The 12,724-nt window shown below is 72.6% G+C and carries 13 protein-coding genes; 8 read left to right on the forward strand and 5 right to left on the reverse strand.

Going from position 1 to position 12,724, the window contains the following annotated elements:
• Window positions 1-1,042: 3-isopropylmalate dehydrogenase (locus VFV89_RS24580; RefSeq protein ID WP_329708630.1), on the forward strand; the 1,042-nt coding region annotated here is incomplete at its 5' end.
• Window positions 1,043-1,045: 3 nt separating this feature from the next.
• On the opposite strand, the gene VFV89_RS24585 is transcribed toward VFV89_RS24580, so the two are convergent.
• Complete coding sequence (locus VFV89_RS24585; protein WP_329708631.1) at window positions 1,046-1,759, reverse strand: TetR/AcrR family transcriptional regulator; 714 nt, start codon at window positions 1,757-1,759, stop codon at window positions 1,046-1,048.
• Window positions 1,760-1,869: 110 nt separating this feature from the next.
• On the opposite strand from VFV89_RS24585, the gene VFV89_RS24590 reads away from it, so the two are divergent.
• The 4 genes from VFV89_RS24590 to VFV89_RS24605 are packed head-to-tail and all read left to right on the forward strand — an operon-like array spanning window position 1,870 to window position 5,852.
• A complete protein-coding gene (locus VFV89_RS24590; RefSeq protein WP_329708632.1) occupies window positions 1,870-3,399 on the forward strand; it encodes an MFS transporter in 1,530 nt (509 codons plus the stop codon).
• 20 nt (window positions 3,400-3,419) lie between these two features.
• Entirely contained in the window at window positions 3,420-4,505 is a 1,086-nt protein-coding gene (locus tag VFV89_RS24595) for a branched-chain amino acid aminotransferase (protein ID WP_329708633.1), read from the forward strand.
• A gap of 37 nt (window positions 4,506-4,542) precedes the next feature.
• Window positions 4,543-5,130 carry an RNA polymerase sigma factor gene (locus VFV89_RS24600; protein ID WP_329708634.1) on the forward strand — a complete coding sequence of 196 codons (588 nt, stop codon included), beginning with the start codon at window positions 4,543-4,545 and terminating at the stop codon, window positions 5,128-5,130.
• Window positions 5,127-5,852, forward strand: coding sequence for a hypothetical protein (locus VFV89_RS24605; protein ID WP_329708635.1), 726 nt, complete (start codon window positions 5,127-5,129; stop codon window positions 5,850-5,852). Before VFV89_RS24600 ends, VFV89_RS24605 begins: the two co-directional genes overlap by 4 nt.
• Here VFV89_RS24605 and VFV89_RS24610 read toward each other — a convergent pair.
• The 3 genes from VFV89_RS24610 to VFV89_RS24620 are packed head-to-tail and all read right to left on the reverse strand — an operon-like array spanning window position 5,821 to window position 7,849.
• Window positions 5,821-6,837, reverse strand: a complete 1,017-nt coding sequence (locus tag VFV89_RS24610; RefSeq protein WP_329708636.1) for an MBL fold metallo-hydrolase — start codon at window positions 6,835-6,837, stop codon at window positions 5,821-5,823. The two genes, VFV89_RS24605 and VFV89_RS24610, sit on opposite strands and share 32 nt — an antisense overlap.
• Before the next feature lie 42 nt (window positions 6,838-6,879).
• Window positions 6,880-7,194: a metalloregulator ArsR/SmtB family transcription factor gene (locus VFV89_RS24615; RefSeq protein ID WP_329708637.1), complete on the reverse strand. Its 315-nt coding sequence runs from the start codon at window positions 7,192-7,194 to the stop codon at window positions 6,880-6,882.
• A gap of 1 nt (window position 7,195) precedes the next feature.
• On the reverse strand, window positions 7,196-7,849 hold the full coding sequence (locus tag VFV89_RS24620; RefSeq protein ID WP_329708638.1) for an SRPBCC family protein: 654 nt from the start codon (window positions 7,847-7,849) through the stop codon (window positions 7,196-7,198).
• A gap of 75 nt (window positions 7,850-7,924) precedes the next feature.
• Between VFV89_RS24620 and VFV89_RS24625 the strand changes: the two genes are divergently transcribed.
• Both VFV89_RS24625 and cimA read left to right on the forward strand, forming a co-directional pair.
• Window positions 7,925-9,577 (forward strand): serine/threonine-protein kinase, encoded by a 1,653-nt coding sequence (locus VFV89_RS24625; RefSeq protein ID WP_329708639.1) that lies wholly within the window; start codon window positions 7,925-7,927, stop codon window positions 9,575-9,577.
• Between the two features lie 106 nt (window positions 9,578-9,683).
• Window positions 9,684-11,300 carry a citramalate synthase gene (gene cimA / locus VFV89_RS24630; protein WP_329708640.1) on the forward strand — a complete coding sequence of 539 codons (1,617 nt, stop codon included), beginning with the start codon at window positions 9,684-9,686 and terminating at the stop codon, window positions 11,298-11,300.
• Window positions 11,301-11,328: 28 nt separating this feature from the next.
• Here the strand turns inward: cimA and VFV89_RS24635 are convergent, their stop codons facing one another.
• Window positions 11,329-11,925, reverse strand: coding sequence for a helix-turn-helix domain-containing protein (locus VFV89_RS24635; protein ID WP_329708641.1), 597 nt, complete (start codon window positions 11,923-11,925; stop codon window positions 11,329-11,331).
• Window positions 11,926-12,101: 176 nt separating this feature from the next.
• Between VFV89_RS24635 and VFV89_RS24640 the strand changes: the two genes are divergently transcribed.
• Window positions 12,102-12,653, forward strand: a complete 552-nt coding sequence (locus tag VFV89_RS24640; RefSeq protein ID WP_329708642.1) for an NAD(P)H-dependent oxidoreductase — start codon at window positions 12,102-12,104, stop codon at window positions 12,651-12,653.
• The last annotated feature ends 71 nt before the right edge of the window (window positions 12,654-12,724 follow it).

A 12,724-nucleotide genomic window follows, 5' to 3' on the forward strand; every position in this document is an offset into this window, starting at 1 on the left:
CAAGCTCGCCGTCATCGGCGGCGACGGGATCGGTCCGGAGGTGACCGCCGAGGCCCTCAAGGTGCTCGACGCGGCCGCCCCGGCCGGCGTGAAGTTCGAGCAGACGCGCTACGACCTCGGGGCCGAGCGCTACCTCGCCACCGGCGAGGTGCTGCCCGACTCCGTGCTCACCGAGATCCGGGAGCACGACGCCATCCTGCTCGGTGCGGTCGGCGGCCAGCCGAACGACCCGAACCTGCCGCCCGGCATCCTCGAGCGCGGGCTGCTGCTCCGGCTCAGGTTCGAGCTCGACCACTACGTCAACCTGCGACCGTCCCGGATCTTCCCCGGCGTGACCTCGCCGCTGTCCGACCCCGGGGACGTCGACTTCGTCGTCGTCCGCGAGGGCACCGAGGGCCCCTACACGGGCAATGGCGGTGCGCTCCGGGTCGGCACCCCGCACGAGATCGCCACCGAGGTCTCGGTCAACACGGCCTACGGCGTGGAGCGGGTCGTCCGCGACGCGTTCACGCGCGCCCAGCGCCGGCCGCGCCGCACGCTGACCCTGGTCCACAAGACCAACGTGCTGGTCAACGCCGGCTCGCTCTGGTGGCGGCTGGTGCAGGCCGTGGCGCCGGAGTTCCCGGACGTCGCGGTGGACTACATCCACGTCGACGCGGCGATGATCTTCCTGACCACCGACCCGTCGCGCTTCGACGTGATCGTCACCGACAACCTCTTCGGCGACATCATCACCGACCTGGCCGCCGCCATCACCGGCGGCATCGGCCTGGCGGCGTCCGGCAACGTGAACCCCGACCGCACCACGCCGAGCATGTTCGAGCCGGTCCACGGGTCGGCGCCCGACATCGCCGGCCAGCAGAAGGCCGACCCCACCGCGGCGATCCTGTCCGCGTCGCTGCTGCTCGACCACCTCGGGTACGCTGACGCCGCCGCCGCCGTCGAGAACGCGGTCCTGGCCGACCTGGCCGACCGAGTACCCGGCGCGGCCCGTCGGACCGCGGAGGTCGGCGACGCGATCGCGTCGCGCCTCTCCGGGTGAGGGTCAGCGGGACGCCAGCGCCTCGATCCCGTCCAGCAGCACCGCGAGCCCGAACTCGAAGTCGGCTCCCGGGAACTCTCCGGGCGGGTCGCCGTCGTCCAGCGCCCCCGAGGCGAGCACCTGCGCGAGGCCGGGCAGCTCGTCGGCGTTGACCACCTGGCGCAGCTGGTCACCCCAGTGCCGGGTCGCGTCGACGTCGGAGAACTGCAGCCCCAGCATCAGCTGGCTGCGGACGTAGCCGTCGACGAGCAGCAGCGACGTGGCGGCGTCCTGCTCGCCCAGCCCCGACCGGAGCACGATCTGCATCCCGGCGTCGGTCCAGGCGACCAGGTTCGGGCTCACCGGCGGTGACCCCGGCCGGACCTCGAGCACCCACGGGTGCCCGGCCATCGTCCTGGCCTCGTCCCACGCCCAGTCGAACAGCTGCTGGCGCCACGAGGCCCCCGCGGTGGACTCCGGCGGCCTCGCCATCGCCACGTCCACCATCACCGCCTCCAGCTCCTTGCGGGAGTCGACGTAGCGGTAGAGCGCCATCGCGGTGGTGCCGAGCTCGCGGGCCACCGACGACATCGAGACCGCGGACAGTCCTTCGGCGTCGGCGATCCGGACGGCGGCCTCGCCGATCCCCACGACCGAGAGCGTCCGCTTGGGGCCGCGGCGCCCGCTCTCCTCGATGCCCCACAGAGCGGCGATGGCGCGGGGGAGAGCGGCGGTCATAAGAGCTCCTCGAAATTGCGTCGAGCAAAAACTATTTACATCCTACACAGTTAGATGCATGATCTGCGTAGAGCCAAAACAGTTTATGGTTTACGCAGAAGGAGACGACGATGACTCTGGTGCCCTCGATCCGCGAGGCGGCCCAGGAACGAGCCGGGCGCAGGGAGTGGATCGCGCTCGCGGTGCTGGCCCTGCCGCTTCTCCTGGTGTCGATGGACGTGTCGATCCTCTACTTCGCGGTGCCGGAGATCGCTCGCGACCTGCACGCGACCCCGACCCAGCAGCTGTGGATCTTCGACGTCTACGGGTTCGTGCTCGCCGGGCTCCTGGTCACCATGGGAGCGGTCGCCGACCGGGTCGGCGCCCGCCGGCTGCTGCTGGTCGGTGCGGTCGCGTTCTCGGCGACCTCGCTCATGGCGGCGTACGCCCAGTCGGCCGGCGAGCTGATCGCCGCCCGGGCGCTGCTCGGCATCGCCGGCGCCACCCTCATGCCGTCGACCATGTCGATGATCCGCACCCTGTTCCACGACGAGAAGCAGCGCGGCCAGGCCGTGGGGATCTGGACCGGTGTGATGACCGCCGGTGTCGGGCTCGGGCCGGTCCTGAGCGGCGTGCTGCTGGCGCACTTCTGGTGGGGCTCGGTGTTCCTGGTGAACATCCCTGCGATGGCCCTGCTGCTCGTCCTGGGTCCCGTCCTGCTCCCCAGGGGGGAGGTCCGGAAGGGCGTGCCGTTCGACGTGCCCAGCTCCGCGCTGTCCCTGGCCGCGGTGCTGCCCACCATCTACGGCATCAAGGAGTGGGCGGCGCACGGCGTGGAGCCGGAGTACGTCGGCTGCATCCTGGTCGGGCTGTCGCTGGGCATGGTGTTCCTGCGCCGCCAGCTGCGCCACCCGCACGCGATGATCGACGCCGACCTGCTGCGCAACCGCGTCTTCGCGACCGCGGTCGGCACCAACGCGATCAGCACCTTCGCGCTCGTCGGCAACGCCGTCTTCATGACCGCCTACCTGCAGCTCGTGCTCGGCTACAGCCCGCTGCGTGCCGCGCTGTGGAGCCTCGTGCCGACCCTGGGCGTCGGTCTCTCCGCGCCGTTCGCCTCCGGCCTCGCGGACAGGTTCGGTCCCTCGCGCGTCGCCGCCGGCGGTCTGCTGGCCGCGGCCGGTGGGTTCGGGGTCCTGACCCGGGCCGGGACCGACTCCCTGCTCCTTGTCCTCGTCGGGGCCGGCATCCTGGCCTGCGGGCTGGTCGCCGCCATGACCATCGGCTCCGAGCTGGTGCTGGCCGCGGTGAAGACCGACCAGGCAGCCTCTGGCGCGGCGGTGTCCGAGGCCGGCACCGAGCTCGGCGGAGCGTTGGGCATCGCGCTCCTGGGCAGCATCGGCACCGCTGCCTACCGCGCCTTCGCGGGCGCGCACCTGCCGGCCGAGGCGGTGCACACCCCGGCCGCGGGCTCGCTGCCCGGTGCCCTGTCCACCGCCGCAGGGATGCCCGCCGGCCTGGCGGAGCAGGTGGCGGCGGTGGGCCGGGAAGCCTTCGTCCACGGCCTGCACGTGGCCGCCGTGGCCGGCGCGGCCGCCCTGGTCGTCGCGGCCGTCGGCCTGCTGACCAGGGGCCGACCCAGTCCTACTGAACCCAGGTGAAAGCGACTACTTTGATGTCCATGGAGATCAGCACCGCCCGCTCCGACCACGCGGTCGACGAGGCCCGGCTGGCCGAGATCCTGGCCAACCCCGGGTTCGGGACATACTTCACCGACCACATGTTCACCGTCGAGTGGACACCGGTCGAGGGCTGGCACGACGCCCGGATCACGCCGTACGGCCCGCTCACGCTCGACCCGGCCACGGCGGTCCTGCACTACGCGCAGGAGATCTTCGAGGGCATGAAGGCCTACCGGCACGCCGACGGCTCGATCTGGGCGTTCCGGCCCGAGGAGAACGCCGCGCGGATGGTGCGCTCGAGCCACCGGCTGGCGCTGCCGAAGCTCGAGGTGGAGGACTTCCTCCAGGCGGTGGAGGCGCTGGTCACCGTCGACCAGCGCTGGGTGCCCCAGAACAGCGAGCAGTCGGAGGGGGAGAAGAGCCTCTACATCCGGCCGTTCATGTTCGCCTCGGAGGCGTTCCTCGGCGTCCGGCCGGCCCAGCACGTGACGTTCATGGTGATCGCGAGCCCGGCGGGCTCCTACTTCAAGGGCGGGATCAGGCCGGTGAGCCTGTGGCTCTCCGATGAGTGGACCCGCGCGGGCCGGGGCGGCATGGGCGCGGCCAAGACGGGCGGCAACTACGCCAGCTCGCTGCTCCCGCAGCAGGAGGCCACCGAGCAGGGCTGCGACCAGGTGGTCTTCCTCGACGGCGAGCACGGGACGTACGTCGAGGAGCTCGGCGGCATGAACATGTACTTCGTCTTCAAGGACGGCCGGATCGTCACCCCGGCGCTCGGGACGATCCTCGAGGGCATCACCCGGGCCTCGATCATCGAGCTGGCCGGGAAGATGGGCCACCAGGTCGAGGAGCGCCGGTTCTCGATCGACGAGTGGCGCGAGGGCGTGACGAGCGGCGAGATCACCGAGATCTTCGCGTGCGGCACCGCAGCCGTGGTCACCCCGGTCGGCGAGCTCAAGTGGCGTGGCGGCTCCGCGCCCGCGCCGGCCTCGACCGACCTGACCTTCGCGATCCGCAAGGCCCTGGTCGACATCCAGTTCGGCCGGGCCGAGGACACCTTCGGCTGGATGCGCAGGGTCGTCTGAGGTGTAACGCCCCGGTCACGGCGGGCCAATAACGGTTGTGAGAGCCGATTACGACCCCCTCGACCGGATCGGTCGCGAGCCGGACGCGCTGGAGGCCTTCTACCGTGACCACGTCGAGGCGGTGCAGCGCTTCGTCGCCCGCCGGGTCTCCGACCCGCACCTGGCCGCGGACCTGACTGCCGACGTCTTCCTGGCGGCCGTCGACGGGGCGGCGACCTACGACAGCCGCAGGGGCCCGGTGGTCGCGTGGCTCTACGGCGTGGGCCGCAACGCGATCGCCGCGGAGGCCCGGCGCCGGACGCGCGAGCTCCTCGCCGTACGCCGCATCGAGGGTCGCCGACTGCTCGACGGCGCCGCCCTGGCCCGCATCGAGGAGCGCCTCGACGCCGAGCGCGAGTCGCGCCGGCTCCACCGGGCGATCGCCGCGCTTCCCGAGGAGGACCGCGCCCTGCTGGAGCTGGTCTCCCTCGACGGCCTCTCGATCGCCGACGCGGCCCGCGTGCTGGGGGTGAAGCCGGCCACCGCGCGGGTCCGGCTGCACCGCAGCCGGGCCCGGGTCACCGCTCGCCTGCACGAGATGGGGGAGACCCCCGACCGTGCGCTTCCCGTGGAGGTTCGTCAATGAACGCCAGCACCCAGCTCGACACCTTCGAGACCACGCTCCTCGCCGAGCTGCGGCGCGAGGTCGCGGAGCACCCGGCTCCCGCCGTCGTGCCAGCAGTACGCCGCCCGAGGCGCCCGCTCCGCCTGGCCGCGGTCGCTGCCACCGGTGTCGCCGCGTCGGTCGTCGCGGTCTTCGGCCTCGGCTCGTCCGGCGGCTCGCCGGCGTTCGCGGTCGAGAAGACCAGCGGCGGCGACGTCATCGTCACCGTGCACCGGCTCGACGACGCCGGCGGCCTGGAGAAGGCGCTGCGCGCCAAGGGCATCGACGCCGACGTCAGCTACGACGCCGACGGCTTCGGGCCCACGACGGGGATCGGTCCCGACGGCAAGCCGCTCCCCGAGGACCAGCTGCCGCCTCCGGGTGCGGACGCCGCGGGCGGCGACCAGGGCCACGTCGAGATCCAGGGCGGCACCGGCCCCGGCCACACCGAGTCCGGGCCGCAGGCGGCCCAGCCCGGCGGCGGTGACGACCCGTGCGGCCTCGGCGGCGAGCCCGCGACGCTGACCCAGCAGGGCAGTGACTGGGTGCTCACCATCCCCGCGGACTCCCCGCTGCAGGACCGGCACGTCGAGATCGGGACCGACTCGACCGGCGCGCTGTCGGTGGCCTACGCCGGCGACGAGCCCCACTCGATGTGCGGCATGGTCACGGTCAACCGGGGCGCCGCTCCTCGAACAGGGTGATCTGGAGCTCCGGCGCCTCGAGCCGGCTGTTCAGCGAGTCCCACGGCGTCCTCGTCGGGGGTGCCACCAGCTCGGCACCCGCGTCGACCAGGGCGTCCGTGGCGCTCGTGGTGTCGTCGACCTCGAAGGCGACCCGGAGCCGCGGGGCCACCCGGCGACCCACCTCGACCTCGTCGATCATCGCGACCTGCTCCGGGTTCGAGAGCTCCAGCGTGGCCCGCCCGGCGTCGAGGATCAGCACGTGCTCGCCGGCATCCCCCGCCAGGTCGAGCTCGACCGGGAGGCCGAGCGCGTCCCGGTAGAACGCCGCGGCCCGCTCGAAGTCCGTCGCTTCGACGACGAGGCGGAGCTGGCCGACCCGGATGCCGGTCGGCTCCTCGCCGAGCGACGTGCCGGGCGCGAGCCAGTAGTACTCGGCGTCACCCTCGGTGGCCAGCCAGTGGTTGGTCCCGACCCGGGCCCGGTCGTTGACCATCGCGTCGTGGATGCCGACGGCACGGTCGGGGCGGACCGTACGGATGAGCTCGATCGCCTCACTGGTCTTGAGCCAGTTGCCCTGCATGGGGACCAGGAGCGTGGTGACGGGTACGTCGGGCACGGCCACCGAGTCGCCCGGGTGGTAGACGGTCTCGCCGTCCGCGGCCACGACGTACCCGAGGTTGGCGCACAGCTCCTGCCCCGGCACGATCTCGGCGTGCAGGCCGCCCACAGCGGTGATGCCGAACCCCTCGACGGTGAACGCCTGGCCCGAGTCGACGGGCGTGAACTCCAGCCCGCCGAGGTCGGCGCCGCGCGGTGCCCAGACCGGGAGCCCCGAGGCCTCGATCCGCGTCAGGTCGGCGTGGTCGCCGTGCTCGTGGGTGACCAGGACCGCGTGCGCGCCGTCGAGGGCCCGCGGCTCGCTCCACTCGCCGGGATCGAGGACGAGCCTGCGACCGTCGGACTCGAGGACGACGCAGGCGTGGCTCCAGCGGGTCAGGCGCATGCCACGAACCTAGTGACAGAGTCCCGCACCCGGAATGCCGGCTCAGCGGCCGCGACGGAGCTCGGTCTCCAGCGCATCGAGCCGCTGGTCCCAGAAGTGCCGGAAGCCGCCCAGCCACGCGTCGACCTGGGCCAGGGGAGCGCAGTCGATGACGTAGAGCCGTCGCCGCCCCTCCGCCCGGACCTGAGCGAACCCGCTCTCGCGCAGCACCTTCAGCTGCATCGAGACGGCCGGCTGCCCGATGCCGAACTCCTCCGAGATGACCTCGACGACCTCTCCCGACGACCGCTCCCCGCCGGCCAGCAGCTCGAGGATGCGCCGCCGGGCCGGGTCGCCGAGGACGTCGAAGGCGTGCACGTCAGTCAGCGGGGGAGCCGCCGGTGGACGGGTCCGGGATCGCCGTGTACGCCGTGTAGCAGCGCTCGGCGGCCGACTCCGCCAGCGCGGGGTCGGTGCCGGCCGCGACGTCCGCCGCGGCCCAGGCGTCGCCCGAGGTCCGGACGAACGCGGGGTAGCCGGGATGGGTGAAGTCGGGCTGGCCGGGGGTGAACCCCGGGTCGGCGAGGTGCAGGCCCAGTCCGCCCAGCGCCATCTCCCAGCCGATCCCGACTGCACCGGGGCCGAACTCGCCCCACTTCTCCTGGTCCACGACCGCCGAGTGCTCGAGCCGGAGTGCGGTCGCGGTGCCGTGCTCGGCCAGCGTCAGGACCACCCAGCTCACGTCCCCGGCGTACTCCCAGGTCACCTCGAGCCGCTCGGGCGCCACGCAGCTCAGCACCGTGCCGCCGGCGTTGCCCTCGACCTGGAAGCGACCGCCGAGCTCGAGGTCGCCCGAGACCGGGCCCAGCCAGCGGGAGACCCGCTCGCCGGTCGTCACCGCGTCCCACACCTCCGGCCGCGGGGCGTCGTACTCCCGCTGCACGACGAGCACCCGCACCGGTCGTCCGTCCCTGAGGTCGTCGCGCACGCTGCGGTCGACGTCACCGAGGGAGCTCCACATATCAAAGTTCATTGATATGACGATGCCGGAAGCGACGGCGGCCGTCAAGAGCGGGAACCCGCCACCTGGCCATCTAGTCTGATCAGCGTGACCAGCGCGCCGCGGACCCCGGCGAGAGGCACGCCGACCGTCCCGGCCGCACCGGCGGCACCGGGGACCGTCGGCGGCTACACGCTGCTCACCAGGATCGGCGAGGGCGGCATGGGCGTGGTGCACCTGGCCCGCCGGGGCGACGGCCCCCGCGTGGCGCTCAAGGTGCTCCGGCCCCAGGTGATCGGCGACGACGAGGCCCGGCGTCGCCTCGAGCGCGAGGTCGGCTCGCTGCGTCGCATCAGGAGCAAGTGGGTCGCCGAGATCGTGGACGCGGACCCGTGGGCGCCGGTGCCGTACGTCGCGACCCGCTACGTCCCCGGCCTCTCGCTGCACGACTACGTGCACGAGGAGGGCCCGATCCGGGGCAAGGACCTGACCTGGTTCGCCGCCTGCCTGGCCGAGGGCGTCTCGTCGGTGCACGCGGTCGGGGTGCTGCACCGCGACGTGAAGCCCTCGAACGTGCTGATGGAGGGCCGGACGCCGATCCTCATCGACTTCGGCCTGGCTCGGGTCGCCGACGACCCGAAGCTCACCCACACCGGCTGGCTGCTGGGCACGCCCGGCTACCTCGCGCCCGAGATCCTCTACGGCGACGACGCGACGACCGCGTCCGACGTCCACTCGTGGGCCGCCACCGTGGCCTTCGCCGCGACGGCCCGCCCGCCGTTCGGCCGGGGCCCGTCGATGGCGATCATGGACCGCGTCCGCCGCGGCGAGCACGACCTCTCCGGGATCCCCGACCCACTGCGCCGCCTGCTCGCCGGCTGCCTCGACCCCGAGCCCGAGCGGCGCCCCGGCCTCGATGCGATCCTCGGCTGGCTCCGGCCGCAGGTCGCGCCCCAGCCGCGACAGGCGCCGCCGGCCCCGGAGAAGCCGGCACCGGAGAAGCTGACGATGCCCTACGCGGTCGCAGCCACCTCGGCCGACGCGACCTCGACGGACCTGCTGTCCGGCGCAGCGCCCGGGCCGGACGGCACCAGGATGCTCACCGAGCACCAGACGGTGGTGGAGCGGCCACCCGGGGCACGCCCGGCCCCTCCCGGGGCGCCGGCGCCCGTCGTGCAGGGCCGGCCGCCGTTCGCCGAACGGGCCCGGCGGGCCACCCTGCTCGTGGTCGCCGGGCTGCTCTGCGGAGGGCTGGTCGCGGTCCTCCCGTGGTTCGGCTCGCTCACGCTGGTGCTGCTGGTCTGGCTCCTGCGCAGCGGCTCACTGGCGGCCACTGCCGCCGCCGAGCGGCGCCGGGTGCGCGGGCCGAAGTGGTACGACGGCGTGCTCCTCCTCGTCCGGGCGCCCTGGGAGCTGCTCCGGTCGCTCGCCGGCACCACGATGCTCGTGCTCTGGAGCGCCGGCATCGCGCTGGCGGCCGCGTTGCTCTGCTACGCGTTCGTCGCCGGCGAGACGCTCACCCTGTTCGTGTGCGGCGCGGTCTTCGCGGGCGCGGCGTACACCGGGCCGGGTGGGTCGCGGGTGCGCTCACCCCTGGCCCACCTGGTGAACCCCATCTGCCGCCGGTGGAAGCCCTGGCTGGCGGTGTCCTTCGTCCTGCTCGTGCTCGCCACCGGGCTCGGCGGCCTGGCCGAGGCGCGCGGCTCCTCCTGGACGCCCGGCAACGACCGTCCACTGAGCGGACCGACCACCGGACACTGACCGCCCGTCGTGCCACACTGGCCGCAATGAACGCTTGCGTGATCATCATTTCCTAGCGCGTCGACGACCTCGACGCGCAACCTCTCGTACTCCGAGAGGTTTTTTCATGTCCCGACCCGAGAGATTTCCGATGGACCTGCACGGCGCCTTCCACGTCTACGACACCACCCTGCGCGACGGCGCGCAGCAGGAGGGGCTCAACCTCTCGGTCGCCGACAAGCTGACCATCGCACGGCAGCTCGACGGGCTCGGCGTGGGCTACATCGAGGGCGGGTGGCCCGGGGCGAACCCGAAGGACACCGAGTTCTTCCGCCGCGCCGCCGGCGAGCTCGACCTCGAGCACGCCAAGCTCGCCGCCTTCGGCTCCACCCGCCGGGCCGGCGTCGCCGCGGCCGACGACCCGCAGGTGGCCGCCCTCCGGGACAGTGGCGCCTCGGTGGTGACGCTCGTGGCCAAGTCGCACGACCGGCACGTCGACCTCGCGCTGCGGACCACGCTCGAGGAGAACCTCGCCATGGTCCGCGACACCGTCGCGCACCTGCGCGCCGAGGGGCAGCAGGTCTTCCTCGACGCCGAGCACTTCTTCGACGGCTACCGCGCCAACCGCGACTACGCGCTTGAGGTGTTGCGGACGGCGTACGACGCCGGTGCCGAGGTGATCGCCCTCTGCGACACCAACGGCGGCATGCTCCCCGACTGGGTCTCCGACGTGGTCCATGACGTCATCGACACCACCGGCGGCCGCGTGGGCATCCACGCCCACAACGACAGCGGCTGCGCCGTCGCCAACTCGCTGGCCGCCATCGAGGCCGGGGCCAGCCACGTCCAGGGCTGCATCAACGGCTACGGCGAGCGCACCGGCAACGCCGACCTCGTCTCCGTCGTCGCCAACCTCGAGCTGAAGCTGGACCGCTCCGTGCTGCCGCCCGGGCTGCTCAAGGAGTCGACCCGGATCGCGCACGCGATCGCCGAGGTCACCAACGTGCCGCCGGCGTCGCGGCAGCCCTACGTCGGTGTCTCGGCGTTCGCCCACAAGGCCGGGCTGCACGCCAGCGCGATCAAGGTCGACCCCGACCTCTACCAGCACACCGACCCGGTGCACGTCGGCAACGACATGCGGCTCCTGGTCTCCGACATGGCCGGCCGGGCCTCGATCGAGCTCAAGGGTCGCGAGCTCGGCTTCGACCTCGGCTCGGACAAGGAGCTGCTCGCCCGCGTGACCGACCGGGTCAAGGAGCTCGAGGCGACGGGGTACACCTTCGAGGCCGCGGACGCCTCCTTCGAGCTGCTGCTCGACCAGATGGTGTCCGGCCGGCGGCCGGCGTACTTCGAGGTCGAGTCGTGGCGGGTGATCACCGAGACGCTCAGCAACCGGGCGGCGACCGACGAGGCCGTCTCCGAAGCCACCGTGAAGCTCAGGGCGCAGGGCGAGCGCCACGTGGTCACCGCCGAGGGCAACGGCCCGGTCAACGCGCTCGACCAGGCGCTGCGCACTGCGATCGGGCAGGCGTTCCCCGAGGTGGTGAAGTTCGAGCTGATCGACTACAAGGTCCGCATCCTCGACCAGGGCCACGGCACCGACGCGATCACGCGGGTGCTGATCGAGACCTCCGACGGCGAGTCGTCGTGGGTCACCGTCGGTGTCGGCCACAACGTGATCGAGGCCTCCTGGGGGGCGCTGGTGGACGGGCTGACCTACGGCCTGCGCCGGCACGGCGTCTGACCCGCCATCGTTGCGGCGGCTCGGCGGCTCAGCGCTGGGTGATGCGGTGGGCGAGGTCCTCCCAGCCCTCCATGATGCGGTCGATCTCCATGCCCTCGATGCGCACCTGCTGGTCGAGGACCGGCACCTCCAGCGGCGCGAGGAGCGCGGTGGCCAGCACCGCGATGTCCCCGGTGACGTGCAGCTCGCTCATCAGGTAGCGGGTGTGCATGGCCACGAAGGAGTACACCGCGAAGCCCCGGGGTCCAGACCAGCCCGCCGCCCGGATGAGGTCGGCGAGCATGAGGTTGCGCTCCAGCCGCGAGCGCCCGAAGGCCAGCAACCGCTCCATCGCAGGGGCGCCAGGCCCCAGGGGCGGGGGCCCAGAGATCACCGCGGCCTGCCACTCGGTCTCGGAGAAGTCGAGCACGGCCGCCATCAGCCCCTCGCGGGAGCCGAACCGGCGGAAGACGGTGCCCTTGCCGACCCCGGCCTTGGCGGCGACGGCGTCCATCGTCAGCCCGTCGATGCCGCAGCTGTCGATGAGCGCCTGCGCGGCGACCAGCAGCGCCTCGCGGTTGCGGGCAGCGTCGCGCCGCTCGGGGGTGGCGTCCTCGAGCAGCGGGAGCAGCGGGCGCTCGGTCATCGGGTCGTCCGGTCGGTCTGGGCGTCTGGTCGTCAGGTCCGTCATCGGTGCAGGCAACTGTAGGGACGCAGCCGTCCTGGTCCAGACCACTTTTGAGGATGTCGCTCGTGGAATAAAAACGGACCACGGTCCGTTTTCACTCGCGACTCATCCACCTCCGTCTCCTGGGAGCATCCATGTCCGATACCCGTGTCGCCGTCCTCGTCGGCAGCCTGCGCGCCGACTCCGTCAACCGGAAGCTCGCCGAGCTGCTGCGCGACCAGGCACCCGCCGGCGTGACCCTCGACCTCGTCGACGGCCTCGCCGAGCTGCCGTTCTACAACGAGGACATCGACACCCCGGACGCCGCTCCGGCGCAGGCCGTGGCCCTCCGGGAGCGGGTGGGCAGCGCCGACCGTGTCCTGGCCGTCACCCCCGAGTACAACGGCACCATGCCGGCGGTCCTCAACAACGCGATCGACTGGCTCAGCCGGCCCTACGGGGTCAGCGCCCTGTCCGGGAAGCCGTTCGGCGTCCTGGGCACCACGCCGACGCAGTACGGCGGCAAGTGGTCGCACGCCGACGCCGCCCGCTCGGCCACGATCGCCGGCGCGGTCGTCGTCGAGGACGTGACCGTCTCGCAGTCCTCGATCGATGTCGACGTGCTGACCGACCCCGCGGTGCTCGCCAAGCTGCACGACGCAGTGGCCCGGCTGGTGGGCTTCCAGAAGGAGACCGCCGCGGCCTGAGTGGTCCCGGCCCGGGGGCGGTCCTCTCCTTCCCCCTCCCCGAGCCCACCCGCCACCACCACCTCCATTGC

Origin of the sequence: Nocardioides sp. (assembly GCF_036274455.1) — a bacterium.
In the GTDB taxonomy this organism is placed as follows: domain Bacteria; phylum Actinomycetota; class Actinomycetes; order Propionibacteriales; family Nocardioidaceae; genus Nocardioides.